General features: G+C 60.5%; 25 protein-coding genes and 1 pseudogene. 9 read left to right on the top strand and 17 right to left on the bottom strand.

The features are described 5' to 3' along the window. Positions 1-188: 188 nt before the first annotated feature. Positions 189-1,658: an ATP-binding protein gene (locus IVB05_RS17740; RefSeq protein ID WP_247785872.1), complete on the top strand. Its 1,470-nt coding sequence runs from the start codon at positions 189-191 to the stop codon at positions 1,656-1,658. On the opposite strand, the gene IVB05_RS17735 is transcribed toward IVB05_RS17740, so the two are convergent. Further along, complete coding sequence (locus tag IVB05_RS17735) at positions 1,655-2,122, bottom strand: AraC family transcriptional regulator (RefSeq protein ID WP_247785871.1); 468 nt, start codon at positions 2,120-2,122, stop codon at positions 1,655-1,657. The genes IVB05_RS17740 and IVB05_RS17735 overlap by 4 nt on opposite strands. A gap of 282 nt (positions 2,123-2,404) precedes the next feature. Here IVB05_RS17735 and IVB05_RS17730 point away from each other — a divergent pair, with 282 nt between their 5' ends. The 4 genes from IVB05_RS17730 to wrbA all read left to right on the top strand — a co-directional run bounded on the left by IVB05_RS17730 (position 2,405) and on the right by wrbA (position 4,652). After that, on the top strand, positions 2,405-3,034 hold the full coding sequence (locus IVB05_RS17730; RefSeq protein ID WP_214491053.1) for a response regulator: 630 nt from the start codon (positions 2,405-2,407) through the stop codon (positions 3,032-3,034). 71 nt (positions 3,035-3,105) lie between these two features. Next, a complete protein-coding gene (locus IVB05_RS17725) occupies positions 3,106-3,474 on the top strand; it encodes a response regulator (RefSeq protein ID WP_214491054.1) in 369 nt (122 codons plus the stop codon). A gap of 115 nt (positions 3,475-3,589) precedes the next feature. Further along, positions 3,590-3,952, top strand: a complete 363-nt coding sequence (locus IVB05_RS17720; RefSeq protein WP_247785869.1) for a hypothetical protein — start codon at positions 3,590-3,592, stop codon at positions 3,950-3,952. 100 nt (positions 3,953-4,052) lie between these two features. Then, positions 4,053-4,652 carry an NAD(P)H:quinone oxidoreductase gene (gene wrbA, locus IVB05_RS17715; RefSeq protein WP_214491055.1) on the top strand — a complete coding sequence of 200 codons (600 nt, stop codon included), beginning with the start codon at positions 4,053-4,055 and terminating at the stop codon, positions 4,650-4,652. Between the two features lie 1,515 nt (positions 4,653-6,167). Here the strand turns inward: wrbA and IVB05_RS17710 are convergent. The 14 genes and pseudogenes from IVB05_RS17710 to IVB05_RS17640 all read right to left on the bottom strand — a co-directional run bounded on the left by IVB05_RS17710 (position 6,168) and on the right by IVB05_RS17640 (position 20,719). After that, a complete protein-coding gene (locus IVB05_RS17710) occupies positions 6,168-6,983 on the bottom strand; it encodes an MATE family efflux transporter (RefSeq protein ID WP_247785867.1) in 816 nt (271 codons plus the stop codon). Positions 6,984-7,181: 198 nt separating this feature from the next. Beyond that, entirely contained in the window at positions 7,182-8,135 is a 954-nt protein-coding gene (locus IVB05_RS17705) for a carbohydrate kinase (protein ID WP_247785866.1), read from the bottom strand. 4 nt (positions 8,136-8,139) lie between these two features. Next, positions 8,140-9,804 (bottom strand): FGGY-family carbohydrate kinase, encoded by a 1,665-nt coding sequence (locus tag IVB05_RS17700; protein ID WP_247786765.1) that lies wholly within the window; start codon positions 9,802-9,804, stop codon positions 8,140-8,142. 28 nt (positions 9,805-9,832) lie between these two features. Further along, positions 9,833-10,606 carry an SDR family oxidoreductase gene (locus IVB05_RS17695; protein ID WP_247785865.1) on the bottom strand — a complete coding sequence of 258 codons (774 nt, stop codon included), beginning with the start codon at positions 10,604-10,606 and terminating at the stop codon, positions 9,833-9,835. Between the two features lie 47 nt (positions 10,607-10,653). After that, positions 10,654-11,658 carry an ABC transporter ATP-binding protein gene (locus tag IVB05_RS17690; RefSeq protein WP_247785864.1) on the bottom strand — a complete coding sequence of 335 codons (1,005 nt, stop codon included), beginning with the start codon at positions 11,656-11,658 and terminating at the stop codon, positions 10,654-10,656. A 16-nt stretch (positions 11,659-11,674) separates the two neighbouring features. Then, positions 11,675-12,501, bottom strand: a pseudogene (locus IVB05_RS17685) (carbohydrate ABC transporter permease). A gap of 3 nt (positions 12,502-12,504) precedes the next feature. Beyond that, positions 12,505-13,377: a sugar ABC transporter permease gene (locus IVB05_RS17680; protein ID WP_247785863.1), complete on the bottom strand. Its 873-nt coding sequence runs from the start codon at positions 13,375-13,377 to the stop codon at positions 12,505-12,507. Between the two features lie 83 nt (positions 13,378-13,460). Further along, complete coding sequence (locus tag IVB05_RS17675) at positions 13,461-14,774, bottom strand: sugar ABC transporter substrate-binding protein (protein ID WP_247785862.1); 1,314 nt, start codon at positions 14,772-14,774, stop codon at positions 13,461-13,463. 196 nt (positions 14,775-14,970) lie between these two features. After that, positions 14,971-15,924 (bottom strand): sugar-binding domain-containing protein, encoded by a 954-nt coding sequence (locus IVB05_RS17670; protein WP_247785861.1) that lies wholly within the window; start codon positions 15,922-15,924, stop codon positions 14,971-14,973. After that, the gene (locus tag IVB05_RS17665; RefSeq protein ID WP_247785860.1) at positions 15,924-16,589 is read right to left on the bottom strand and encodes an HAD family hydrolase; all 666 of its coding nucleotides are present in this window, start codon (positions 16,587-16,589) and stop codon (positions 15,924-15,926) included. Before IVB05_RS17665 ends, IVB05_RS17670 begins: the two co-directional genes overlap by 1 nt. A 617-nt stretch (positions 16,590-17,206) precedes the next feature. After that, entirely contained in the window at positions 17,207-17,926 is a 720-nt protein-coding gene (locus tag IVB05_RS17655) for an SDR family oxidoreductase (RefSeq protein ID WP_247785858.1), read from the bottom strand. A gap of 58 nt (positions 17,927-17,984) precedes the next feature. After that, positions 17,985-19,229 carry an acyl-CoA dehydrogenase family protein gene (locus tag IVB05_RS17650; RefSeq protein ID WP_247785856.1) on the bottom strand — a complete coding sequence of 415 codons (1,245 nt, stop codon included), beginning with the start codon at positions 19,227-19,229 and terminating at the stop codon, positions 17,985-17,987. 110 nt (positions 19,230-19,339) lie between these two features. Next, positions 19,340-20,275 carry a helix-turn-helix domain-containing protein gene (locus IVB05_RS17645; RefSeq protein WP_247785855.1) on the bottom strand — a complete coding sequence of 312 codons (936 nt, stop codon included), beginning with the start codon at positions 20,273-20,275 and terminating at the stop codon, positions 19,340-19,342. Positions 20,276-20,461: 186 nt separating this feature from the next. Then, positions 20,462-20,719, bottom strand: coding sequence for an AraC family transcriptional regulator (locus IVB05_RS17640; RefSeq protein ID WP_247785854.1), 258 nt, complete (start codon positions 20,717-20,719; stop codon positions 20,462-20,464). A gap of 147 nt (positions 20,720-20,866) precedes the next feature. Here IVB05_RS17640 and IVB05_RS17635 point away from each other — a divergent pair, with 147 nt between their 5' ends. Then, complete coding sequence (locus tag IVB05_RS17635) at positions 20,867-22,171, top strand: serine hydrolase domain-containing protein (RefSeq protein ID WP_247785853.1); 1,305 nt, start codon at positions 20,867-20,869, stop codon at positions 22,169-22,171. Between the two features lie 91 nt (positions 22,172-22,262). Here IVB05_RS17635 and IVB05_RS17630 read toward each other — a convergent pair whose 3' ends face one another. Continuing rightward, the gene (locus IVB05_RS17630) at positions 22,263-22,718 is read right to left on the bottom strand and encodes a nuclear transport factor 2 family protein (protein ID WP_247785852.1); all 456 of its coding nucleotides are present in this window, start codon (positions 22,716-22,718) and stop codon (positions 22,263-22,265) included. A gap of 156 nt (positions 22,719-22,874) precedes the next feature. Here IVB05_RS17630 and IVB05_RS17625 point away from each other — a divergent pair, with 156 nt between their 5' ends. Then, the gene (locus tag IVB05_RS17625; RefSeq protein ID WP_247785851.1) at positions 22,875-23,309 is read left to right on the top strand and encodes a hypothetical protein; all 435 of its coding nucleotides are present in this window, start codon (positions 22,875-22,877) and stop codon (positions 23,307-23,309) included. 281 nt (positions 23,310-23,590) lie between these two features. Further along, a complete protein-coding gene (locus IVB05_RS17620) occupies positions 23,591-23,797 on the top strand; it encodes a hypothetical protein (RefSeq protein WP_247785850.1) in 207 nt (68 codons plus the stop codon). Between the two features lie 1,271 nt (positions 23,798-25,068). On the opposite strand, the gene IVB05_RS17615 is transcribed toward IVB05_RS17620, so the two are convergent. Then, positions 25,069-25,272 (bottom strand): cold-shock protein, encoded by a 204-nt coding sequence (locus IVB05_RS17615; RefSeq protein WP_212423177.1) that lies wholly within the window; start codon positions 25,270-25,272, stop codon positions 25,069-25,071. Positions 25,273-25,490: 218 nt separating this feature from the next. On the opposite strand from IVB05_RS17615, the gene IVB05_RS17610 reads away from it, so the two are divergent. Further along, entirely contained in the window at positions 25,491-25,703 is a 213-nt protein-coding gene (locus tag IVB05_RS17610) for a PRC-barrel domain-containing protein (RefSeq protein ID WP_247785849.1), read from the top strand. The last annotated feature ends 121 nt before the right edge of the window (positions 25,704-25,824 follow it).

Genomic DNA, 25,824 nt, shown 5'->3' with positions numbered 1-25,824 from the left:
TTGTAAGCCCGTGCGACAACTTGAAGATTTCTGCTGATGCGACGTCGCTGTCCGTGAAAGCAACCCAATCGCCGCACGAACGTGCAAGTCGGAGCGTGCACGAACAAGCGGCCGCCCCGCGTCCCCGGCTAGATTGGAGCATGCGCCGCCGAGGCAGACTCAGTGACACCACCGCTCGAAAGAAGCCGATGTCGGAACGACCATCTCGAATGACAAGCCGGCCAACCGGTCTCCAAGTCGCCCTGATGCTTGTTGGGGTGGCGATCATTTTTGCGATCGATACGTTCGCTCCGCTCGATATTGCGATCGCGGTGCTGTACGCCGTCGTGGTGATTGCATCGGCAGATTTCCTTGGCCGGCGCGGTATCCTGCTTGTTTGCGCCGTCTGTGTCCTGCAGACCCTCCTGAGCTTTGCAATCGTTCACGGCGAATCGCTTCAAAGCGGGCCGGTGCTCCGCGCCTTGATCGGCCTTTGCGCGATAGGCATTGCGACGCTCGCCGCGCTCAGGAACCGGAAAGCGGCGGAAAGCCTGAGCGATCAGGCGGCGCTTCTCGATTTGAGCCATGATGCGATCTTCGTGCGCGACGCAACCGATGTCATCACCTATTGGAATGCCGGGGCTGAGGAGCTTTACGGCTGGCCACGAAAGGAGGCGCTGGGACAGAAATCCCACGCGCTACTGAAGACAAAGTATCTGCCGTCGGCCGGCACCATGGAGCAGCTCGACGACTCCAACCGTTGGCAAGGAGAGCTCGTTCACACCCGACGCGACGGCACAGAAGTATGGGTCGTAAGCCGTTGGGCGGTGCAACGCGACGAACGCGGGCGCCCATTCGCAACCATGGAGACCAACAGCGACATTACGGAGCAGAAGCACGCGGAGGATGCGCTGCATCACGCACGCAGCCAGCTCGAGCACGTCACGCGCATCAGTACCCTGGGCGAGCTCACCGCGTCGATTGCTCACGAGGTCAACCAGCCGCTTGCGGCGATTCTGACAAATGGCGAAGCTGGTTTGCGATGGCTGCTGCGGGACAAACCCAACCTCGAAGAAGTGCGTCGGGCGCTCGAGCGGATGATCAGCAACGGCCGGCGCGCGAGCGAAGTCATCACTCGTCTTCGTGCTCTGGCCCGGAAGAGCAATCCATCCCACACGGTACTGACCCTGAACGATATCGTTGCTGACGTCATTCCGCTCGTCGAGCGCGAGATGCTTAACAATGATGTAGGACTTAGGCTTGATCTTCAGGCGCCCGCGCCGCCCGTCCTCGGCGACCGCGTGCAGCTTGCGCAGGTCGTCATCAATCTCGTCGTCAATGCAATACACGCGATGTCGCAGATCGACGATCGGAGACGGCTGTTGTCGATCAATTCCGGGACGTCGTTGGAGGATTCAAACTCCCAAATGGCCGTCCTGGAGATCGAGGACACGGGAACCGGAATTGATCCTAAGATAGCCGGCGATATCTTTACCGCCTTCCAAACGACAAAGGCTGACGGAATGGGCATGGGACTCTCGATCAGCCGTACCATCGTGGAGAGCCACGGCGGATCGATCTCTGCGACGTCCGGCGACCGCTGGGGAGCCTTGTTCAGAATCCGCCTTCCTGCCCTGCAACAAGATGAGGTGGCAGCGGCTGCCGAGCAAGCTTACTAGGGACTCGACCAGCGATAGTCGCGTGGCGACATTCCGACATGTTGACGAAAGCGGCGGGCAAAATGGCTTTGATCTGCAAAGCCCGCAGCAAGCGCGATTTCCGACAGGGGCATGTCGGTGCCCGAAAGCAGCTGCTTGGTCCTCTCCACCCGCTGCCGTATCAGGTAGTCGTGAGGCGTGACACCCATGGACTGCTTGAAGGCCCGCACGAAGTAGCAGACTGACAAGTTTGCGAGGCCTGCAAGCAACTCGACGCTGATCCGCTGGTCAATGTTGCCGTCGATATATTCACGAATCCGCCGCAGCACCCTTGGAGCCAAGCCACCCCGGGCGACGCCCGCCGACACGGTCGTGCCAGACGGAAGCAGGCGCGGCACCGGCAAATCCGATTCCGGTTGGAGAAGGACTGGCCGAAAAGCCTCTCTGGAACATTCGCTTTCCGGATCGTTCATGGTCCTCAACATCGGCTGCTCCTGGTTTGTCTTCACTTACCTGGCGGTGACCCACGCAATGCGAGGTCCGTTGCCTCATCGTGAGACCAAGGATGGCTGCCGCCTCACGCGGCGCCAATCGTGCATGCGTCTCATCACCCTCACACCTTGGTGTGAGCGGGGTGAGGATTCCACGCGGGCGGCAGTCTGCTGCCGGAAAGCCGCCTGCCCTCATCGACCATACCTTCGTGTGATGACATTGGCGGCTTTTGCCGTGCTATGGAGGCTTACTCTCACTAGTGGGTGGAATGCCGCATGCCCAACACGCCAAACGAATCTTCCGTCGTGCACATCGTCGATGACGATGTGGATCTGGGTGATGGGCTCAGCAGCGTGCTGCGCTCCGTGGGATTGAACGCGAAGACGTACCGTTCAACTCAGGAATTTCTGAGGGCTGACGACCTGGACGCTCCGGGATGCATCGTTCTCGACATCCGCCTGCCTGGGACCAATGGCCTCGACTTTCAGGAGGAACTCGTCGGGCTCGGAGTACGCTTGCCGGTGATCCTAATGACGGGACACGGCGACATTCCGATGTCGGTGCGTGCGATGAAGGCCGGCGCGGTCGACTTCCTGCCAAAGCCATTCCGCGACCAGGACATGATCGACGCGGTGACCGCCGCGATCAACCGCGACCGACTGCAACGCGCCAGTGAGCAGCAAGCGGTCGCCATCGTCGATCGTTACGCAACGCTGTCCCCACGCGAGCGCGAGGTGATGGCGCTGGTGACCGCAGGCAAGATGAACAAGCAGATCGCGGGTGAGCTGGGCTTGAGTGAGGTAACGGTCAAAATTCATCGCGGCGCAGGGATGCGAAAGATGGGAGCCCGTTCGTTGGCGGATCTTGTCCGCATGGCGGATACATTGAAGGACCGGACACGTTGAGAGCGCTCATGCATGTGCATTCGTCCTGCCAATGGACAATTTCAGCGGCCAGCTCGCAAGGAGACCAGTTGATGGCGGCCGGACACCTGATTTCGATCGTCGATGACGACGCTGCTATGCGCGAGGCGCTGGTTGGGCTCGTTCGCTCGCTGGGCTACGAAGTGCGCGACTTTGCATCGGCCGAGGATTTTCTCGCATCGAACGATCTTGGACAATTTTCCTGTGCCATCACCGACATCCAAATGCCCGGGATGAATGGCTTCGAACTGAAACGTGAGCTCAGCACTCGTCATGGTTCGCTGCCGGTGATCATGATTACCGCCCGCGCCGAACCCGGCATCGAGGAGAAAGCGATGTCCAGCGGGGCGACCTGCTTCCTCCACAAGCCCTTCGAGGCACAAACTTTGGTGAGCTGCCTGCAACGAGTTCTGAGTATCTAGGCTGTTTGGGCTGCTATTGAAGGTTCGGCTACGATTGAAGCAGATTTGAACAAGCCCTGGCGTCATCCTTCCCATATATCCGTGGCAACGCTGATAACGCTTCGGAGATATGACGATGAAGAATCCTTTACTCGGCATGACAGCCGCCGCAGTCTCTCTTGTTGCTTTGATCTCGGTCGCGCAGGCTCGCTCGACCTACGACGGATCCTGGGACCTTCTCTTCGTGACGCAGAGAGGCGCGTGCGACCCGACCTATAACTTTTCCGTCAACATCACTGATGGAATCGTCACCCATCCAAATCTGGTGAGGTTCAGAGGCTATGTGGCGCGCTCGGGTGCCGTTCGCGCATCGGTGACCGTTCACGACAAGTACGCTTCCGGCTCAGGCCGGCTCTCGAGCAATTCCGGCGGCGGCAGGTGGACCGGCTATTCGGGAAGTGCGCGCTGTTCAGGGTACTGGACCGCTCAGCGGAACTAGCGCCTTCCCACTGATGGTCGGCGACCCGGACCAGCCACGGCTGATCGCTCAACTCCCCGCGACATTCGCAGCGTCAAACAAACTCAGTTGGAGCTTCACAATGAGCAAAGTTCTCGTTCTCTACTACTCCTCGTATGGACATATTGAGCAGATGGCCCAGGCAATCGCTGAAGGCGCGCGCAGCGCAGGCGCGCAGGTCGACATCAAGCGCGTTCCCGAAACAGTCCCTGAAGCGATCACCAAGAGCGCCCACTTCAAACTGGACCAGAATGCGCCCGTCGCAACGGTGGCTGAACTCACCAACTACGACGCGATCATCGTCGGGACCGGCACGCGGTTCGGACGCATGTCATCGCAAATGGCTGCCTTCCTCGATCAGGCAGGTGGGCTGTGGGCGCGCGGCGCGTTCAACGGCAAGGTCGGTGCCGCTTTTACGTCAACTGCTACTCAACACGGCGGCCAGGAAACGACCCTGTTCTCGATCATCACCAACTTGCTTCACTTCGGTATGACCATCGTCGGGCTTCCATACAGCCACCAGGGGCAGATGACCTTGAGCGAAATCGTCGGCGGCGCCCCCTATGGAGCGACAACCATCGCCGGCGGCGATGGCTCGCGCCAACCCACGGAGATCGAATTGGCGGGCGCCCGTCACCAGGGGGAGCTTGTCGCCAAGACGGCGAACAAGCTTTTTGGATGAGAACAAATGACAGGCAACTGAGATGTCGAATTTCGGCGCCCGCTACTGTCCGAAGGCCGGCGGCGTTCTCCTTCCGCGAAAAGCCTGTGCCGCGGGTTTGCGGCGAACGTCCGTTTTGCGCCATGAGCGACCGTTTCATAATCGCTCATTTTGCGAAAACACACCTCCGCGGCGCGGCGTAGCGGTCACGGATGAGTACGAGTCCCACCGATTTGTACGCTGGGCTACGCTATTGCGATATCGTACTGAAATCGCGCTTTTGCTTTTCGCGGCCCTGGTTCAAATAAAGCTGCGAGGACGACAAGAACGCTGGACGCACGTTGGAGACGCCGGTGACAAAGTTTGAAGAACAAGCTGCGACCCAAGCGCCTCGCTGCGCTTGCCACAGATTGAAAACAAGAGCTGTAGGTGACCGCCCTTATGGGAAGTGCCGGAACAGGCGTCGCGCCACCTGAACGAGTTTCGTCAACTAATCAACTTTCGATTGATGAGGGACCAACCAAAGACAGGCGGAATTCAACCAGGGAGATGTGCGCAGAACAAAAATAGTAACTTTCGATGTGAGTAACAATGTGGGAGAAATAATCGCGAAAAAGCTTTTCGTATCAATGACTTATGCCCTTGGTGCGCTCGGAGGGCGGAGAAGATGTCAGCAACTTCAATAACTTGCCGAGATGGGCAGAGCCCGGGGGTGCATTTCGCGCCTATAGGTGCTCTTCAAGCCCAGCCTGGGCTGAACTAGGTCAGCAGCTCCGCAAGCCACATGGCGTCGAGCCCCACTGCTCGGCGTCGTGATACTCAGGCCCAAAATAGCTTGCGGCGTATACGACGGAGAAAACTCCAGCCTGAGGCTGACGAGAAAGCGCTGGGTCACCGGCATAGTTGGATCGAGCGGGTGTAGCGCTCCGACCCAAATTTCTTTCGATTTTTCTTGGCGATTCCAATAGCTCATGTCTCAGGCAAATCTTCATATTGGACGAACATTCGACACTCCTTCGCAGCCCAACTTGGCTCGTGTGTCACTCAGAACCCGTTTCCGCCACTATGGAATCCCGTGAAGTATTGGCGGTAGCGCCTGTATGAGCAACACAGCGCTTCCGCCTAACATGCTGGCACCCACGACAAGCAGGGACAGGGCGCGCTCCCAACACGTCTCGTTGCTGGCGACGTCATTCGAATTTGGCATCTGAAAATACCCGCCTTTTCGTGCGATGAGGTGTCTTAGGCTGAGTCGCGAGGTCCCCAAGCGGCGAAATTTGCCGAAAAATTAACTTATGATTCACCGACTCGGGCGCCCCGCCCGATTAATCTCGGTGTCGTCGGTTTGGACCATGTACGGTTCGCTTTTGATCCAGCGTCCCACATGGACGTGATCGAGCAACATCCAAGATGGAGAGGATCAGAACAGATCCCAGTCTGAGGACGCCATCCAGTGCGGGCCGATGCCAGCGGGAGCCAGCGAGATCTAACATCCACACCTCGACGACCGCTGCGGACAACTGCGACGGCGATGCACTATTCATAGCCGGAGCGGCTGATCAGAGGCGGCAACGCGACAAGGCCGAAAGCGACCATTCCCAATGCCACGGCGATGAAATTCCAGGTGACGTCAGCCTTCAACCAGATCACGGCAAGACCGCCGAGCGCCGCGATGGCGGCCCTGAGCAGCGCGGCGAAGACCGAGGCTTCCATTCGTCTGGTCGCCTGTCCGACGCAGTAGAGAGCGTAACCGACCCCGAAGAATCCAAAGAACGGTCCGACGCGGTGCAGATATTCGGCGCCGATTTGCAGCACGGACGGATCCTGGCTGAATATCCCGATCCATGCTTCTGGAAAGACGGCCGCTGTCAGCCCGATCAATTCGGTCAGCGCGCCGGCCATCAGCACACCGATCCAGGACGCGCTTACGGCTCGTTCTATCTGACCGGCGCCGAGGTTCGCGCTGATCACGATTCCGACCGGACCGCCGATACCGTAGGCCAGCGGCACGAGGAGAAACTCGAGCCGGGATCCTGCACCATAGCCAGCCAGGGCTTCCACGCCGCCCATCGCCACATAGGCCGTCACGATCGCCAGCGTCAGATTGGTGGTGGCCGAGACGACGGCCGACATTCCGCCGACACGGAGAACGGCGAGCGCCGGCGCCAGCGACAGTCTTGGCAAACGCAATGACGGCTTGAGGACGCCAAACCGGCCCCACAGATAGGCTGCGTAAGCCAGCGTTCCCAAACCACAATAAGAGAGCATCGCGACGGCGCCGCCCGAAGGACCGAGTCCTGGATAGCCAAAGGCCCCAAAAATCAGTACCGGCGAAAGCGGGATGAGGATCAAGGCGCCGTCCTATTCGGGAAGCGCGCGCTGTTCAGGGTACTGGACCGCCCAGCGGAACTAGCGCCTGGCAACTTCTAGGCGAGCCAGGAGCCACGGGCGCCGCCATAGAACACTCAAACTCGCCCGAAGATCGTAGTTTGGCGTAGGAAATCGCCGGCTTGGTAGCGGGGAGCGCCACAACCCCCGCTGCAAGAATTTTTATCCGGTAAGAAGACGAGACAATGCCGGGCCGACATCAGATTGGCGTGGTGGATCGGCGCCAGCGCGCCCGCATGTGAAAGCCGCGCAAGTCGACGCAAACGACAACGCACGACCAAGCTCGTCGGAATTCAATTGCGCCAGCGTTCCGCACTTGATCCGTCCGATCGCGCGCAAAGCAAACAACAGGGCGGCCTGAAAGCTGTCGCCTGCCCCGATGGTATCCATCACCCTTATTGTGGGCGCCTCGACCTTTACCAGACCTGCTCCTTTGTGCCAGGCTTGGGCTCCATTGATGCCACGCGTAACGACGACCAGACTTGTACCGGCCGCGATAAGCGATCTCGCCCTTTCCCCGTAGTTGCTCCCGCCATAGAGAAACTCAAAATCGACATCCGACATCCGCACGATGTCTGCAGCGGCGGCAAATGCATTCATCTGATCGACGTAGCGCGCCTTGTGCCCGACCAGGTTGGGCCGGCAATTTGGATCGAAGGAGATGGTAGTCGAGCCGCCCGCGTCTTCGATCATCGCCAGCGCCTGGGCTGCCCCCTTGTCGTTGGCAAGCGTGGTCGATCCGACATGAATCGCTTCGATCTCGTCGAAGGGGATGGAGCCGCGCTGGTAGGTCCAGTTTCGGGACGCCGTTGCCTCGTCATAGAACGCATATTGCGGCTCGCCGCCCACGTGGCGGACAAACGCGAGCGTCGTCTGATGCGCACCGCGCATCACGTAGCGAAGGTCGACCTGCGAGGCCGACGCGTGGTCGGCAATCATGCGGCCGAAGAGATCGGTCGAGATGCCGCCCACAAACCCCGCCGGCGCGCCGAGACGCGCCATGCCGACAGCGATGTTGAGACAGGAACCCCCGACAACCGGCACCGCCGCGTCACGTCCGTCCGCGGACTTGACCGGCAGGAAATCGACCAGGGCATCTCCGCAACTCAGCAGCATGGCTCTAGTTCTTCGTATCAAGTCCGGCGATCGATGCGATCCCCTGCATCGCACTGCGGCTGTCTCGCTCGAGCTTTCGCATCATTCCGTGAACTCGCCGCTTTGTCCGGTGAAAATCGGTTAATCCCGGCGGTGTCAGTTCGCTCGGCCGGCCGATCGCCGACATTGATGCCATCGCCTCGCCGATTGACCCGCAAGACCTCGCCGCAACCGCGCCCAGCATAGCAGCGCCGAGCAGGACGGGCTCCTGCGTTTCGGGGACCGCAACGGTCAGGCCAGTCGTGTCCGCCATGATCTGGCGAACCAGCGGACTTCGTCCCGCGCCACCGCTGATCACCATCATATCGCTGTCCACGCCATGCGATCGAAAAGCTTCGACGACATCGGCAAGACCATAGGCAAGCCCGCACAGCCCGGCCACGAACAGTCGCTCCATCGAGCCGATGTCGACGTCGAGATCCATGCCTGCAACCACCGCGCGGGAATAGGGATCGGCGAAGGGCGACCGGTTGCCGAGAAACTCGGGCAGAACGTGGATATCACGGGCCAGCAACGCCGCCTCACCCAGACTTGGCGCGCGCGAGACGATGCGCCGTTCGAGAAGTTCAAGAACTTCCATGCCCGTAGAACGCGCGGTCGCGACAGCCTCGTTATAGGCGGGATGGGACTTGATGAGATGATCGATGGCCGCACCGGCGGCGGACTGACCGCCCTCGTTGAGCCAAAACCCGGGCACCATCCCCGAATAGTAAGGACCCCAGACCCCGGGGACGAAGCACGGTTCCGGCGTCGTCGCCATGATGCAGGCCGAAGTTCCCATGATGTAGGCAAGACGACGGCGTACATCGACCGGCTCACCCGACTTCCCGCGCCCGCCGATCGTGCCCACGCCTCCTGCGTGGGCGTCAATCAGCGACGCGGCGACGGGCGTGCCTTCGAGGAGGCCGAAATCGTGTGCCGCGGCCTTCGTCAGGCCGGCACCCAGCGGCGTGCCGGACGGGACGATTTCCGTTCCGATTTTCGCGTATTGGTCGGCGGCCAGGTCGCCAAGACCAACGCGCTCGAAAAAGCTGCGGCTCCAGCGCTGATCGTGGGCGAGATAATTCCATTTGCAGACGACCGTGCATATCGACCGCGCCGTCGATCCGGTGGCGCGAAACGAAAGATAGTCGGCGAGGTCGAAGAAATGACCGGCGGACTGATAGGTCGACGGCAGGTGCCGCTTCAGCCAAAGCAGTTTTGGAATTTCCATTTCCGGCGAGATCGAGCCGCCGACATAGCGCAGCACCTCGTCCTGCGTCTCGTTCACCTCGCGCGCCTCGGTCATCGCGCGATGGTCCATCCACACGATGACATTCCTTCGCTCATCGCCGGAGCTGCTAACCGTCAGCGGATGGGCGCCAGCGTCGAGCACCACGAGCGAGCAGGTCGCATCAAAGCCCAGACCCTTGACCGCGGCAAGCGGAATGGCGGCCTCCCCCATCGCGGCGCGAACCGAGGCGGCGCATGCCGACCATATCTCGGACGACGACTGCTCGACGACACCGCCCGCTTCGTGCCATAGCGTGATCGGATGCCTGGCGGTCGCCAGCAAGGTTCCGCTCTCGTCAAACACTCCGGCGCGGGCACTCGACGTTCCGACGTCGACGCCGATGAAGGCCTGCTGCATTGCAACCCCACTACAGATCAGCGCCAGTTCACCAGCACGTATAGCCTCCGTCAACGAGGACAACACTCCCGGTCATCAGGCTTGCAGCGTCGGACGCCAGAAACAGGACGACGGAAGCTATCTCGTCGACCTCTCCCATCCGCGCCATCGGCGTACCGCCGATCCAGGCATCGTACATCTGCGGGTTGCTTTTGACGAATGCATTGAGAGGGGTTGTAATATAAGTCGGCGCCACGGCGTTGACACGGACGCCGCGCGCCCCCCACTCGGCCGCGAGCGATTTAGTCAGATGGTGCACCGCGGCCTTGGAGGCGTTGTAGTAGCACTGCTCCTGCGGTTTGTTGACGATGAAGCCTGACATCGAGCCAATGTTCACGATAGAACCGGACTTCGCGTCCAACATGTGCTTACCGAAGGCGCGGCAGCACCAGAACGTGCCGTTGAGATTGACGTCGATGACGTTGAGCCAATGCTCGTCGGCTACCTTCTCGGCCGGTGTCTCGCTTCGTGCAATGCCGGCATTATTGACGAGGATATCGACCCGGCCGAAGCGAGATGCCAGCTGATCGGCGACCTCGGAAACGCGTGTTGGGTCCGTCACATCCATGATCGCGATCTCGGCATCCAAGCCCTTCGCTTTCAGGCTCGCGCACCCGGTGGCGGCAAGTTGGGGGTCGCGATCCGCGATGACGACCTTCGCTCCCGCCTCCGCCAGGGCTTCCGCGCAGGCCAGTCCTATTCCCTGACCGCCGCCGGTTATGACGGCTGTCTTCTGGTCCAGTTTGAATTTTTCAAGATACATCTTCTTGTTAGTCCTGTTTTCCTATCGCGGCGCAGCGCGCCGTCCGCTCATCTTCTGATCACCGCGCCGTCCTTGTCGAAACGGTGCAGCCGGGTTGGATCGGGCGAAAGCCAGACGCGGTCACCGGCCTTCAGATTGAATTCTCCGATGCAGCGCGCCGTCAGCAGGCCGAGCTTGCCCGCGTCGACATAGAGGAAAGTGTCGCTGCCGAGATGCTCGGCAACCGACACGGTCCCAGGCCAGCCCTCTCCCTCCTTGCCGATCCTTAAGTGTTCGGGCCTGACGCCAAGCGTAGCGACGCCGGCCTCGCCTGCCGCCTCGCCGGGCACAAAATTCATCTTCGGCGAACCGATAAAACCAGCGACGAAAAGATTCGCCGGCCGCTCGTAGAGCTCCAGCGGCGAGCCGTATTGTTCGATATTGCCGGCGTTGAGCACGACGATCTTGTCGGCCATCGTCATCGCCTCAACCTGGTCATGGGTGACATAGATGGCGGTGGTCGCAAGTTGCTTCTGCAATTTGGTGACTTCCAGCCGCATCTGAACGCGGAGCGCCGCGTCGAGATTCGACAAGGGCTCGTCGAACAGAAACGCCTTGGGCTCGCGCACGATCGCGCGGCCGATCGCGACGCGCTGGCGCTGTCCGCCGGAGAGCTCGCGCGGCTTGCGGTCGAGATAGGGCGTAAGATTCAACGTGGCGGCCGCGGCCTCTACCTTGCGGTCGATATCCGGGCGCGGCAGGCCGGCCATCTTCAGGCCGAACGCGATGTTGCCGCGGACGCTCATATGCGGATAGAGCGCATAGGATTGGAACACCATCGACAGGCCCCGCTTCGCCGGCGGCACGTCCACGACGTTCTTGCCGTCGATCAGGATCTGCCCGCCGGTGACGTCCTCCAGTCCGGCGATCAGGCGCAACAGCGTCGTCTTCCCGCAGCCGGACGGCCCGACGAACACCACGAAGGAACCGTCTTCGATGTCCAGGTTGGCATCCTTGATAATGTTGACTGGCCCGAAAGATTTCCGGACTCCCTGCAGCGTGATCTGGCCCATGATCTCTGTTCCCCTGCTACTTGACGGCGCCGAAGGTCAATCCGCGGACAAGCTGCCGCTGCGTGAACCATCCGAGGATGATGATCGGCGCAATGGCGAGCGTTGAGGCGGCCGACAGTTTTGCCCAGAACAGGCCCTCGGGACTCGAATAGGATGCGATGAATACCGTGAGCGGTGCTGCGTCGAGGGTCGAAAGGTTCAGGGTCCAGAACGCCTCGTTCCACGCCAGAATGAAATTAAGCAGCAGCGTCGAGGCTAGCCCTGGAACGGCCATCGGCGTCAGCACATAGACGAGCTCGCGCCCGATGGTCGCCCCATCCATCCGTGCTGCTTCCAGAATGTCCTTTGGGATCTCTTTGAAATAAAGAGCATCCAGATCACGATCGGCAGATTGCCGAGGCAAAGGATCATGACGAGACCGGCCCGCCTGTCGAGCAGCCCGAAATCCCGATAGATCAGATAAATCGGAACCAGCACACCGACCGACGGCATCATCTTGGTCGAGAGCATCCAGAGCAGAACGTCCTTGGTGCGCTTGGTCGGTGCGAACGCCATCGACCAGGCTGCCGGGATGGCAATGATCATCGCAATCAGCGTCGATCCGCCTGCAATGAGGATCGAATTGACCGCATGGTGAATGTAGTCACTGCGCTCCTGCACCGTCGCGTAGTTCTCGGTGGTCCAGTGAAACAACAGGAACTTTGGCGGCATCGAAAACGCCTCGAGCTCGGTCTTGAAGCTCGTCAGCACCATCCACAGGATGGGCAGGAAAATCAGAAATCCGAACAACCACGCCACCGCCGTGGACACCCATACGCGTCTCGCCGTCACCTTGCGTGCCATCGCTTACGCCTCCAGATTCCGTCCGACGATCCGCACCAGGAAGAACGCGACGATATTGGCGATCACGACCGCGACCAGTCCGCCGGCCGAGGCGTTGCCGACATCATACTGGACCAGCGCCTGCGAGTAGATCAGGAATGCGATATTGGTAGTGGCCAGGCCGGGGCCGCCGCCGGTCGTGACAAAGATCTCGGCGAACACGGTCAGCAGGAATATCGTTTCGATCAGGATGACCACGGTGATCGGCCGCGCGAGGTGCGGCAAAGTGAGATAAATGAATGTAGAAAGCGCGCTCGCCCCGTCCATCTCGGCGGCCTCCTTCTGCTCCTCGTCCTGGGACTGCAGCGCCGTCAGCAAGATGAGGGTCGCAAACGGCAGCCATTGCCAGGCCACGATCAGGATCACCGCGAACAAAGGCACATCGTTGAACCAGTCGATCGGCGTTGCACCCACGAGTGTCGCGACCCAGGCGAACAGCCCGGACACCGGATGCATCAAGAGGTTCTTCCAGACCAGCGCGCTCACGGTCGGCATCACGAAGAACGGCGCGATCACCATCAGGCGGACGATGCTGCGCCCGATCACCTGCTGATCGAGCAGCAGCGCCAGCGGCGTGCCGAGCAGGATGGTGATGGCGAGCACCGAACCGACCAGCACCAGCGTGTTCCGTAGTGCGGTCAGAAAAGCAGGATCGGTGAGAAAGTATCGAAAATTCTCCAGCCCGACGAAGCTCCAGGCTTCCGAGTCGAGCAGGCTGTAGCGCAACGTCGAGAAATAGATCGTCATGGCGAGCGGGACGATCATCCAGACGAACAGCAATGCGACGGCCGGCGTCAGCAGAGCCCTTCCGAGAACCTGGGTTTGCTGCGTCGCCACCGCCGCCTCCTGCTATCTCTTGAAGGGAGATGTGGCTGCCGTCCGTGCCCGGGCCAGTCGGCAGCCAAGATTGGCGCGGCGCGCTATTTGATATAACCGGCGCGCTTCATTTCGCGTTCGGTGGCTGTTTGCGCGGCTGCGAGGGCAGCGTCCACCGTCGATGAACCGGCCAACGCCGCCGAGAATTGCTGACCGACGCTGGTGCCGATGCCCTGGAACTCCGGAATAGCCGCGTATTGCACGCCGACATACGGTACCGGCTGCACACTCGGCTTGTTCGGATCGGCGGCATCGATCGACGCCAGTGTCAGCTTGGCGAACGGCGCGACTTTCAGATATTCCGGATTCTGGTAGAGCGAGGTTCGCGTGCCGGGCGGGACGTTGGCCCATCCCTCCTTCGAGGCGACAAGCTTGGTGTAGTCCTTGCTGGTCGCCCAGGCGATGAACTTCTCGGCGGCGGCGGTTTTCTTCGAACCCGCGGGGATCGCGAGATTCCACGCCCACAGCCAGTTGGCGTTCTTGCCGAGCCCCGCATTCGGCGCGAGCGCGAAGCCGACCTTGTCGGCCACCTTGGATTCCTTCGGGTTGGTGACGAAGGACGCCGCCACCGTGGCGTCGATCCACATCGCGCACTTGCCGGAATTGAACAGCGCGAGGTTTTCATTGAAACCGTTCGAGCTGGCACCAGGAGGACCGGCGGCCTTCATCAGATCGACATAGGTCGAGAGCGTCTTCTTCCATTCCGGTTTGTCGAATTGCGGCTGCCACTTCTCATCGAACCAGCGCGCGCCGAACGAGTTCGACATCGCGGTCAGGAACGCCATGTTCTCGCCCCAGCCCGCCTTGCCCCTCAGGCAGATGCCGTAGACGCCGTCGGATTTATCGGTGAGCTTCTTGGCCGCATCGATCACGAAATCCCAGGTCGGGTTTTCCGGCATCGTCAAGCCGGCCTTCTGGAACAGGTCGGTGCGATACATCACCATCGAACTCTCGCCGTAGAATGGCGCGGCGTACAGCTTGCCTGATGCCGAGACGGCGTCGCGGATCTTGGGGAGCAGGTCCGCGGTGTCGTAGTCGGTCCCGAGATTGTCGAGCGGAATGAGCCAGTTCTTCTTGGCCCAGATCGGGACCTCATAGGTACCGATGGTGAGCACGTCGAACTGTCCACCCTTGGTCGCGATGTCGGTGGTGACGCGCTGGCGCAGGACGTTCTCTTCGAGCGTCACCCATTTGACGGTGATGTCGGGGTTTTTGGCGGTGAATTCGTTGGTCAGCGCCTGCATCCGAATCATGTCGCCGTTGTTCACGGTGGCGATGGTCAGGGTTGTCTGTGCGACGGAAGGAGCTGCGCCCAACAAGGTAGCCGCGCCCAGGAGGGCGCTGAGGACGTGTTTCACGATAACCTCCCTTAGTGACATTGAGCATATGCTCACGCCTTGCAATTATGTTCACACCGACTCCAAAGGTTGTCAAGGATCGGAATTGCGCTTGTGCACCGACGCGCAGACGGGAGGGCACGGTTCGATGGCCCGCATGCCTGGATTGACTGGTGGGAACCCCGCGCGCGACGAGGCAGAGAGCCTGGTCAGTTAGCTACGACTTGAGGATGGCGCCCGCGGTCGCCTCGTCGGTGATCAGCCCGTTGAGGAGCCGACCCTTCAGCGCAGCCCTGATGGCCGAAACCTTGGCACGACCGACCGCCGCTCCGATGGTCAGGGCCTCGGCAGGTACCTGCGGTGGAATGCTGGTGAGGCGAAGGTTTGTCCCGCCTTTGATGAGGTGCCCCTCCTCGTCAAATGCCCAGCCGATCAGTTCGCCAACGGCACCCAGCCGCATCATCTCGAGCAGCTCTTCGCGCGAGACGAAACCGTCAACGTGGACTTGCGCCTGCCGATCCATCTGCCCGACCCCGACCAGCCGCAGGTCGGCCTTGGCGGCGACCGCTCTCACCCTGGCGATCGGATCTATCTTGAGCATCTGGTCGCGCTCGCGCTCGGATGACATCAGAAACGGCAACGGCATCGGATAGTGGCGCGCTTTGGTCCGGTCGGCGAGACGACCGACGGTGTCGAAGAAGCTGGCCGAGCCATCGGCCGAAATGTTTCCGACCAGCGACACGATCTGATGGTTCGGACAGTCGATCGGAGACACGCGCTCGACGGCAGCCCGCACCGCCCTCCCGGTACCAAGTGCCACGATCGTCGGTTTTTCGGTGCGTAACGTCGTTTCGAGGATGTTCGCGGCCCGCTCGGCAATCCCGGCGGCCGAGAGCGGCGCGGCGGGGTCGGTTGGCACCACTTCGCAGTAGACCAGGTGAAACAAATCCTTCAGCCGCGCCGCCAACTCCATGCAGGCCGTGATTGGGTGCTCCAACCGGAAGGTAATCAGGCGCTCGGCAAGGCACAGCGAGACAAGGCGCTGAGCCGAGGCGCGCGATACCTTCAGCATCTTGGCGATTTCGTCCTGGGTGTGACCAGCAATGAAATAGAGCCAGCCTGCCCGCGCGGCTTCGTCGAGACGCGACTTCTCGTTATCGGATGCCGCCATCAGTCTCCTTGCCGGTCCGTCCGCCAGAAATCCACCATTCGTCCAAACACCCGATCCGCCCCCGCTTCGCGCAGAATGGCCTTGCCGTCACGCGATTGATAGTGGCTGCCTCCGACAAATCCCCAAACTGTCATGCCGGCCGCCTTGCCCGCCTTGACGCCGCTAACGCTGTCCTCGATCACGAGGGTGCGGCCTGGATCCACCTGCATCTTTTCGGCTGCGTAGAGGAAGAGGTCGGGTGCCGGCTTGCCGCGTTCCACCATTTGCGAGGTATAGAGACGCGCGTCGAAATACGGCGCGAGGCTGGTCAAAGAGAGTGAGAAGGACACCCGATCGACATCGCTGGACGAAGCGACACAATGCGGGATTTGCAAGTCTTGCAACACCGAATTCACCCCTTCGATTGGGCGTAGCGACGAGATAAACGCAGCTCGAACCCCTGCCTTCAGCTCGTCCGTAAATTGCTCGGGGATCGAGCGTCCCAACGCTTCGTAATGCTGGAAGACCGCCGTCACGCTTCGTCCAAGGAACAGATCAAGCGCCTGATCGACGTCAAGGCTGATGCCGTGTCCCGCCAACGTGTCGGAGAGACAGCGACAGCTCAGCACCTCGCTGTCGACCAACACGCCGTCGCAATCGAAAATGATAAGATCGGGTCTGATCATAACAAGTTTTCCCGATCCGAACAGAGCATATACTCATAGAATGGGCAATAACCCCTCCCTCCCCGCCCAGTACGCACTTCTCGCCTATCGAAGCGGCCAATCCGGTAAGGTCGGTTTTGGCACGATCGAGACATACCTTCCGGCTCGGCAAATGTCGGCTTATCGGGGGGGGGGAGGATTCGCATCGTCAGCTTTGCAAAGCAGTACGATCCCGTCCCAATACATACTGACAAGGAGGCGGCTGCCAAGGGGCCATTTGGCGGGCCTCATTGCGAGCGGATTCAACACGTTGGTGATCTACCAACGATTGATCGTTGAAGCTGTTTGGATCCAAGTAGCTGGAATTGTGGGCCGCTCTTTCGAGGTTCGCGTCTCCCGTCCCGGTGCGACCAGGAACACGCATTACCGGACACTCACAAATCCAAAGCGTCACCCTTAGGCCAGAGCGCGAGACGGCGTCGTGATCTTCAGAACCGAGCTTACCGCCGGGTCGGGCCAAACTGTCCTGACACTTGTACTTGATGTCTTGATCCACTCGCGGCCGAGCTCTTGCCATTACCTTCGCCCTTTTCCGGCGGATGGATTGCAAACAGTCCCTCGCTGAAGAATCGCTTGCTCTACGGCAGATGGTGGCCAGCAGCCTGTCCTCCATCGACGTGGAGAACCTCCCCGGTCACGAATCCGGCGCTATCGAGGTAGAGCACCGCGTCCACAATATCGGAGACATCTCCCATCCGCCCCATGGGGTGGAGTGCCGCCAATGCTGGATGCGCTTCGGGTGGATGCATCGGTGTCTTGATTATTCCCGGTGACACGGCGTTCACGCGAATTCCGGTCTTTGCATACTCGATGGCGAGGGCCCTGGTTGTTGCGCTCAACGCGCCTTTTGTTAGAGAGGCCAGCGCGGCTGGAACGCTACTCATCGGCTGGTCAACAAGACTTGTCGTTATCGTGACTATGTGACCATGCCCTTGTTTGCTCATCAGTTCCAGCGCACGCTGGGTCATATGAAAGAAGCCCATCACGTTCGTCGACAAATAGATGTCGTAATCGTCTTGCGAGTAAGCCGTAAAGGGCTTCGCCATGAACATACCGGCGTTGTTGACCAGGGTGTCGACACGACCGAAGCGCTCTAACGCCGCTTTGAACACCTTCTCAGCGGTGTCGCGAGCGGCAACGTCACCTTGCACCGTCACGACATCGGAATTGGCGACGGGCTTAATCGACCGCGACGTCGCAACAACCCGGTAGTTCCGATCTCTAAAAGCTTGGAGGATACCGGCACCGATACCCTGCGAAGCTCCCGTTACAATGGCCACTCTTTGCTCAGCACTCATGATCCCGACCTCTCAATCGAAAACTCCACCCTTGGTGTGTCTCGACAATGAAGCTCGGCTACGCCGCTCCGCTGGCAGTAAGCGGATCATAGTCGCTTCGTTTGAGCGTCGCGTGCAACTGCCGCCTCCGAATGCCCATATTGCCGCCGTCGAAGATCGGCAGCGCAAGTGCATCCTGCAGCAGGCGAGCGAACGGAGCCTCGTTATCGTAGCTTTCGATGCCGACCACGCGCATGAGATCAGTGATCACGCGTACCGCGGCCTCGGAACCAAAAATCTTCGCCTCGACTGCAAGCTCCTCGGCCGCCGGTGACTGGGTGTCGAGCGCGTGACAGGCGCGCCAGCTCAGATAGCGCGCTGCTTCGATCGTGGTTTTTGCATCGGCCAAAGCGTATCCGACCGCCTGATGCTCGATGATAGCGTGAACGCCGCCACGCTTCTCGGTACAGGCAAAATGCAGCGCAAAATCGAACGCCGCGCGCATCAACGCGACCCCGAAGATGCCGACAAGTGCCGCGGTGCCCGTGAACGCCGCAGCCGTCAACGCGAGGCCTGAGCCCTCCTGTCCGAGCAAATTGTGGCCAGGTGTTGCGACATTCTGCAAGCCGAACTGCGGAACGAGATGCGCCCGATGACCGATCGCGTCGATCGCTCGTTCGAATACAAGACCCTTCACTGGTCCTTCTACTGCGATGATGGAGATCGCCGCATCGGAGGCCGCCGTCGGGTCGGTTCGGCACACCACGCACAGAACGTTGGCGCCTTCGCGGTTCCAACCCGTGGCGGAGGACACCCATTTCTTGCGGCCGTTGATCACCCAGTTGCCACCCTCTCGCCTTGCCGTCGTGCGGACGCCCTCGCCGGGTGGTGGCGAGGCAGCGTTGGCGCTGCCGCCCGGTTCGCTGGAGCAGAACCCGGCAAGTGGCGCGCCGCTTGCCTTTAAAAAAGGCGCGAGCAGGCGCTTGCATTGGTCAGGTGTGCCGCCGAGTAGAACCGGCAGCAGGCCGAGTACGGTGCCAAGCATCGTGAGCGTCACGCTCGGATTCACGCTGTAAAATTCTTCAGCCAGGATCGCCATATCAATCAACCCGGCATTGTCGCCGCCCGCAGGCGCCGGGATGCACTTGCGCAAATATCCGGCCGCCACCATCGCCTCGTAGGTCGGCCTGGTCGCGAGGAAGCGCTCTTCCGGCGTTGCCAGCAACTCAGCCTTCCTGGCCTCGCCCAGCACCTCTTTCGCGAATTTGCGGGAAGCGCGCTGCAGCTCCCGCTGTTGCGCAGTGAGCGTAAAATCGATCGCCATCACAATCCCCTCTGGCCTGGGTGTTAGCCATTCGGCCAACGGTTATCCCTGCCACGGGAGAAAATCTTGGACGGCAGCGCCCGATTTCTAGGCGTGGAGTGAACCGGTAGTCAGCGTGCGGCGGCGCGACGAAACTCCCGCGGCGCCACTCCGTGGCAACGCTTGAACAGGCGGTTAAAGTGCGAGATGTCGCGGAAGCCTGCGGCAAAGGCTATTTCGGCAATGGTCTTGTGAGCGGAACTGCGATCCAGAAACCTTTGCGTGCAGGCGGCAATCCGCTTCTCGTTGAGGTGCTCTCCCACCGAGCGACCTGTTGTCGCAAACAGACGGTGCACGTAACGTTCAGAGCAACGGAATCTTGCGGCCAGTGTTGCGGCGCCTAGCTCAGGGTCGTTGCTGTGACGATCGATATGGTCAAGCATCATCGACAGCAGCACGGGGGTGTGCACGCGCTCCACGGACATATCCGACAGAATTTCTGACGCGCACGAGATGAGCTCAGATACGTGCGCGCCGGACAGCGCGGAGGTACTTGGGAGCTGACGACCACCCAAGCATAGATCGGCATAGCCGGCGAGCGTTCGGGAAAGTGCACGGCCGGTTTCGGTCGCGGACAGGTTGAGCCGCGGGCGATCGAGCAGTTCTTTCGGCAACAGTCGCCGCGGTACCGCAAAGCAAAACAACTTGAAGTCGTAGCCGTTGGCGATCTCGAACGGCTCTGTCGTATCCGCAAGCGCCAGGTCACCGGGCGCACTGATCTGCTCGTGGCCTCGCTGCCTGGTGCGCCCCAACCCTTCGAGCTGGAGGTTCACAAAGCAAAGATCGTGCGTGCTCGAGGCAACGTGCGAAGCGAGGCGAAGCACGGTATGCGCGGTGGCTGTGACCAGCGATACCTGGATCGGACCGGCGTCAACCTTCGAGATTGCGCCTTCGAAGGGCTGGTCAGCAATCCTGCGTGGCTCGAGTCGAACGAAGGCAGCCGCAAGGTCGTCAGCCCAGCTTCCAAAGGGCTGATCCGGATGTCGCGGCCTGGTCGACCATTCCATGAGCAACCCCAACAGAATGCAATCGCAAAGGGCCCCCGGCCGCCAAAGGATATCGCCGATAGGAAAGATGGTCAAACTTCGGCCAACTACGCCGGCACGGCGGCAGATGACCTCTTGCGTCCTGCTCGTGAACACGAGCCAGCGACACCTGCTGGAGTTTTTGCGGGCTGGAGCCGCCTCAGGTCGCTATTCGTTGAGCGCTCGACGCCAAGCACCGGGGCTGACGCCAACGATACGGGTGAAGACTTGCGTCAGGTGACTTTGATCTGCAAAGCCGCAGGCCAAGGCTACATCCCGCAAGGACAATCGGCCATCGCGCAGCTTCTGCTTGGCGACCTCGACGCGAAACGTCAGAAGCCAGTTGTGCGGTGCGACTCCTACGGAGCGGCGAAACGCACGCGAGAAAATAACGCGACGACAGGCCGCACGCCCGAGCCACCTCATTGAGCGGCACACGACGCCCTGCCCTCTTCCGCTATTCCCTCAACAGCGACATTGCTGGTCCCTCGTGTTTGCCGGGGCTGTCTGTCCGTATCGTGGTAGGCTCCACTGTACCGGCCTACGTTCGATGGCCGGCAGCAGGAGGGAACCATGAAGAAACTTGGAGGAAGCGGTCACGACGACTTGACCACCGACAAGAACCGCCCGTGCAATCGCGCGCGGCGATATTTTCTGCAGCAGGCCGCGGCGATCGGCGCTGGCGCCGCACTGTATTCAGTGCCTCTGGTATCTTCAGTACAGGGTAGCGAGGCCGCACTCCAAAAAGTTCTCAATGACTCGGTGGCCGCCGGCAAAGTTCCCTTCGTCGTCGGCATGACCGGCAAGGCTTCGGGCGTGACCTTCACTGGCGCCGCGGGCGATGCCGCTCTCGGCGTGAAGGCCGCGCCAGACACAGTGCTGAGGATCTTCTCCATGACCAAGGGCGTAGGTTCCACGGCAGCGATGATCCTAATTGAGCAAGGCAAGATGGACTTCGACACGCCGGTGCAGGATGTGCTGCCTGAGTTCGCGGAGATTGGTGTCCTTGAGGGCTGGGATGGCGATAACCCCAAGATGCGGGCGCCTAAAGTCAAGGCCACTGCGAGGCACCTCGCCACCCATACCTCGGGCCTTGAGTATGAGTTCTGGCGAGGCGAGGTCGCCGAATATCTGGCGAAGACCAAGCGCCCGTCGATCGTCGCCGGCACCAAGGCCGCGATGTTCTATCCGATGATGACGGATCCTGGAACCCGCTGGGGCTACGGGCCCTCCATCGACTGGCTGGGCCTGATGGCGGAGAAGATCAGCGGCCAGCGGATTGACGTCTTTCTCAAGCAGAACCTGTTCGAACCGCTGGGCATGAAGGATACCGACGTCGAGGTCCGGCCACACATGCAAGGGCGGTTGGCCGGCGTGAAAGAAAGGGGTGGCGACGGCAAGTTCGGCGACACCGACCTGGCGCCGCCCTCCAATCCCGAGGTCTATGGCATGGGCCACGCGCTGTATTCAACACCGCAGGACTACATGCGCTTCCTGCGTATGTTCCTCAACAAAGGCGCACTCGACGGCAATCGGGTGCTCAAGGAGAGCAGTGTTGCCCGTATGCTTGAGAACCATATGGGTCCACTTAAGTTTGAGAAGATGGTCACCGTGGCACCAACGATCACCGCAGACTTCGATCCCTTCGCGGGCACGACAAAGACGCACAGCTTCGGCTTTATGCGCAACGAGGCCGACATCCCGGGCCGCCGCAAGGCTGGTTCACAAAGCTGGGCCGGCGTGCTCAACACGCATTACTGGTTCGACCCCACCGCGGACCTGGCTGGCATCATCACGACCCAGACCCTTCCCTTTGTGGAGCCACCGTTCATGGCTGCCTACGAGGCTTTTGAAAAGGCCGCATACGGCAACGCCTAGGACGCACCAGTTACTGGCGGGCGGCGATGAATGTTTCGAGCCGCCCGACCAGCCTAAGCGAACAGTCCCATTGCGCCGAGCACCGCGCTGATCAAGTTCCCCCATCCGGTCTCGCCAAGTGCGAGCCTCCGGCGCGCTGGTCGGAGGGCGGGAAATCGGCGTGACGATGGACGAGATACCATTCGCCCTCGATACGGCGATAGATATGCGTCACGCGGATGGTCATCATCGTGGGAGCATTGGCATCGACTGATACCTCGCCGCGCTCAAAGCCGACCGTGTACGCGAGGTCGCCGCTTTCAAAAGAGACGACGTCCTCCGGAACTAACATCCCTCCAGTGAACCGATGTCCGACCCAGCGGAATGTATCGACAAGATGCTGGTATCCCTTCTCGATCGGCCCCCAAGCGCCAAACAATGTCGCGTCATCGGACCTAGCCCAGCAATCGATGTATGCGTCTGGGTGGCCCGAGCCCATCGCGGCGAGCGCTGCTCGGACGTGGCCGCGCGCCTCTGCAAAGGTAGCGTGCTTAGTGATCATCGCCATTTAAGGATGTCGAGCCGGCTCGCCTCCCGGCATACAACTGTTTAACCATCCGTTAACCATAGCTATTCATGATGCTGCTCGTGTGTGTTCGCGACGAGCTTGAACGACATGGCGCAGCGTAATTCCAGAGCGTCAGTTGGAGGGGAGGAGGACGTCGTGAGCTTTCCCTCACCGCTAGCACCAGACAAGGGAGCAACGGCCCTCGATCTGGTATATCAAGCGGCCGATGTCTTCCGCGGTATGGAGAAGCACGCCCGCGATACCGAAGCTCGTGCCCAGTCGCTTTGCACAAGCGCCTTAGAAAGATTGCGGCTTGCCGAAATGCGAGCGGAGGCCGCCGAGCGGGCACAACGTGAACTCATCGTCACCGCCGAACGTAAGCTGCAACATGCGTGCCGAGCGCTGGAACAAGCCCGGTCCTGTATTGAAGCTCAGAAGGATAAGTTGACGGCCGTAGAGTTTCGTGCCGAAGTTGCTGAAGCCGAAGCGCGACAAGCCAAGGAGGCGCTCGCGCTCGTTGAAGAGGCCATTCGCAAGCGCCTGCTTTGCGCAAACCCGGATGCAGATGCCAGGTTGACAGCGGTAGCCTGATCCATTGCGACTGCCATGGCTCACTGGGTGCTACCCTGGCAGGTGCGGCACGAGCGAATACACCCCTGTGAGCTTGACGGCAGCCGCCTCCTTTAGGCCAACCATTTGAAATCGGGCGGCGCATGGGTCGAGGTTCAAGTACGGGTTTACCGCGCGCGCCAATTCAAAATGACAGAGCCGAACGATAACCAGCTATTAACCAAGTTGGATTATCTGGAGAGTTGGGCATTCGGGGCGCGTGTGCTGGCTTGCGGGCCGGCCGGTAGTGTAGGCGTGGACCCATGGCCCTTGACCCCGAAGAGTTCGTCACCCTGACAAATCACGGCTCGATGAAACTGCGCGCGGCCGTAGTGCGCGCGATGACGTTGCTGCCCAAGGAACGCAAGCGGACAACAATCGTCCGCGAGGGTGAACCGGCGATCCTGAATTTCGAGCAGATCAAGAACCTTGCGGCGCAGTGGGACGAACGGCTCGTGCCAATCGACTGACTAGTTTCCCTGCGCTGGTTTCAGTCGGGTCGCGCCCCCAAAAGTCGGCCCGTGCACGGCCCTCACGCCAGTGATGCGTCACTTCCAGTGTTTTCGTTTGCTCCTCCAACCGAAGCGGAACCGCTGGGGCGATGGGGCGGCTGAAGCGCTGGATTTCGCTTACCTTCTTTCCACCACTTTGGAAGATCCATTTCGCGGTGCAGGTTTCGGCTCTTTTCTTATGATGCTTAAAGCGTGAGGTATCGGCGACTAGCCCACGAACTTGCAGGACGCTGTAGATGGAAGGGCCGATCGGCCAATACGCGCGAGCTTCCGAAGATTGCACTGGCACCACCAATGTCGCCCATGTGCTTGGAGCGCGCGTAGCGAACACCATCTCGGCCAGCGGTCCGCGCAAACAGGCCGGACATCTGATAGCAAGCGATCAAGTCATGGCGCCGGCAGTCCCGCCCGGCGCATTGGAGTGACGACCCCAGTCCATCTCCCAGCTGGGGCCGTTTCTTTCCCAATCGGGATAGGGGGGAGTCTTGCGACTCCTCCCCTCCCACACCACCGTACATACGGGTCCGTATACGGCGGTTCGCCAGATTAAGCACAGACGGTTTGTTTTGCGTCCGTGCCAGAGGCTCAATCGTGGGTCTCCGCGTGCTGGCTTCGGCCCTTCGAGCAGCGCCGTCGGGGCTTCACCCTTTCCCACCGCTCCGAAGGCCAGTGACCTGGATTTTCTGCCGCATGGCCAGCTCGAGATTTCCACATCCAAGCGTCTTTCCAGCGTTCAGGCCTTCAGCGAAACTCGTTCCGCCTACTACGCCGTCTGCTGACTTCTCCGCCGCGATCACGGGTCTTACGACCCGCTCAGTCCGGTGTCCCGGACACGACGGAGATCTCCCGAGGTAAGTTCGACCGCCTTCCCTGCACGCCCGCCGGATTTACCACCCCAGCCCTTGATGACTACGGACTTCACGATCCATTGCTCGCTCGTCCGGCTGGGTAGGCCTCGTTATCCGGTTTTTGTCCATCGGGCCGCAGTTTTGCTCCACGCTTCCTTCAGACCCCGCCTCGCGGCGACGCCCTTGCGCTTCGCTAACCCTTCGCCGCCATCAGGCTGGGTAAAGGACTTCCACCTCCAAGCTGTCGAACATGCTCGGCACACAACGAAAAGCCCGGCTTTTGGCCGGGCGATTCGCAAACATTCCGAACGTGATGAAGCGAACACCTTAGGTCAGAATACCCACAAGAGTCTGTTCGCTTTGTCACCTAGGAAATTGATTTTATCCGACTCTCAGATTTTCGGCAGACGTCTTGCCACGGTTGCTCATTTCTTCGTAGCTCACCTTAGCACCCTCATTGAGACTACTCAGTCCTGCTTTTTCGACTGCCGAGATGTGCACGAAGACATCCTTGCCACCGTTGTCGGGTTGAATGAATCCATATCCCTTCGTTGGGTTAAACCACTTCACAGTACCTGTTGCCACTGACGATCTCCCATTGAGCAAGGGCGACAGCCTAGATCGATAGCGTTGTGCCCCACAACCCTCCCCTAAGGCCAATAAAGCTCCCGCAGCCATCGGCCTAAGCTATAGCTTAAACTCTTGATGACCCGGTCCTGTGTCGGAGCGAGAGTGAGGGCGCCGCGTCCGGAGCGTCGACGACGAGATCCGCAGCCTCCGCATGGCCTGATTTCGGAGGCACCATGCCTACGGCGAAACTCCATGCACTAACAATCCTTGGCGAGCTCGATGAGGCCCGGTCAGAGCTTGTCGGCAAGGCCGTAGTACTCACTGATGGAAAGGCCGGGACAGTAGAGAACGTTTGGCTTGACGAGCTGCACGGCCTACGAATTTCGATCAGGGGCCACGATGGAAAGTGGCCCGCCTCAACGATCAAATTCGCGCAGACCGGCTGAACCGGCTAAAGGCCGAAAGACTGTCTTCGAACCGGCTCCGCATCGGACCGACGGTTTCGTCATCAGCTATCCCGCCCGGGAGAGATGGCCGAGCTGTATCCCTCCATCAGCAAGCACCCGA

The sequence above is a fragment of the Bradyrhizobium sp. 170 genome (genome assembly GCF_023101085.1).
In the GTDB taxonomy this organism is placed as follows: Bacteria; Pseudomonadota; Alphaproteobacteria; order Rhizobiales; family Xanthobacteraceae; genus Bradyrhizobium.
Note: the sequence above shows the minus strand (reverse complement) of the source record. Positions and strands in the feature narration are given on the sequence as shown.

Excerpts from the sequence above, each read along its gene's own strand:
- IVB05_RS17740 (WP_247785872.1), top strand. The coding sequence starts at position 189 with ATGTCGGAACGACCATCTCGAATGACAAGCCGGCCAACCGGTCTCCAA.
- IVB05_RS17735 (WP_247785871.1), bottom strand. The coding sequence starts at position 2,122 with ATGTTGAGGACCATGAACGATCCGGAAAGCGAATGTTCCAGAGAGGCT.
- IVB05_RS17730 (WP_214491053.1), top strand. The coding sequence starts at position 2,405 with ATGCCCAACACGCCAAACGAATCTTCCGTCGTGCACATCGTCGATGAC.
- IVB05_RS17725 (WP_214491054.1), top strand. The coding sequence starts at position 3,106 with ATGGCGGCCGGACACCTGATTTCGATCGTCGATGACGACGCTGCTATG.
- IVB05_RS17720 (WP_247785869.1), top strand. The coding sequence starts at position 3,590 with ATGAAGAATCCTTTACTCGGCATGACAGCCGCCGCAGTCTCTCTTGTT.
- wrbA (WP_214491055.1), top strand. The coding sequence starts at position 4,053 with ATGAGCAAAGTTCTCGTTCTCTACTACTCCTCGTATGGACATATTGAG.
- IVB05_RS17705 (WP_247785866.1), bottom strand. The coding sequence starts at position 8,135 with ATGCTGCTGAGTTGCGGAGATGCCCTGGTCGATTTCCTGCCGGTCAAG.
- IVB05_RS17700 (WP_247786765.1), bottom strand. The coding sequence starts at position 9,804 with ATGCAGCAGGCCTTCATCGGCGTCGACGTCGGAACGTCGAGTGCCCGC.
- IVB05_RS17695 (WP_247785865.1), bottom strand. The coding sequence starts at position 10,606 with ATGTATCTTGAAAAATTCAAACTGGACCAGAAGACAGCCGTCATAACC.
- IVB05_RS17690 (WP_247785864.1), bottom strand. The coding sequence starts at position 11,658 with ATGGGCCAGATCACGCTGCAGGGAGTCCGGAAATCTTTCGGGCCAGTC.
- IVB05_RS17670 (WP_247785861.1), bottom strand. The coding sequence starts at position 15,924 with ATGGCGGCATCCGATAACGAGAAGTCGCGTCTCGACGAAGCCGCGCGG.
- IVB05_RS17665 (WP_247785860.1), bottom strand. The coding sequence starts at position 16,589 with ATGATCAGACCCGATCTTATCATTTTCGATTGCGACGGCGTGTTGGTC.
- IVB05_RS17655 (WP_247785858.1), bottom strand. The coding sequence starts at position 17,926 with ATGAGTGCTGAGCAAAGAGTGGCCATTGTAACGGGAGCTTCGCAGGGT.
- IVB05_RS17650 (WP_247785856.1), bottom strand. The coding sequence starts at position 19,229 with ATGGCGATCGATTTTACGCTCACTGCGCAACAGCGGGAGCTGCAGCGC.
- IVB05_RS17645 (WP_247785855.1), bottom strand. The coding sequence starts at position 20,275 with ATGGAATGGTCGACCAGGCCGCGACATCCGGATCAGCCCTTTGGAAGC.
- IVB05_RS17640 (WP_247785854.1), bottom strand. The coding sequence starts at position 20,719 with ATGAGGTGGCTCGGGCGTGCGGCCTGTCGTCGCGTTATTTTCTCGCGT.
- IVB05_RS17635 (WP_247785853.1), top strand. The coding sequence starts at position 20,867 with ATGAAGAAACTTGGAGGAAGCGGTCACGACGACTTGACCACCGACAAG.
- IVB05_RS17630 (WP_247785852.1), bottom strand. The coding sequence starts at position 22,718 with ATGGCGATGATCACTAAGCACGCTACCTTTGCAGAGGCGCGCGGCCAC.
- IVB05_RS17620 (WP_247785850.1), top strand. The coding sequence starts at position 23,591 with ATGGCCCTTGACCCCGAAGAGTTCGTCACCCTGACAAATCACGGCTCG.
- IVB05_RS17610 (WP_247785849.1), top strand. The coding sequence starts at position 25,491 with ATGCCTACGGCGAAACTCCATGCACTAACAATCCTTGGCGAGCTCGAT.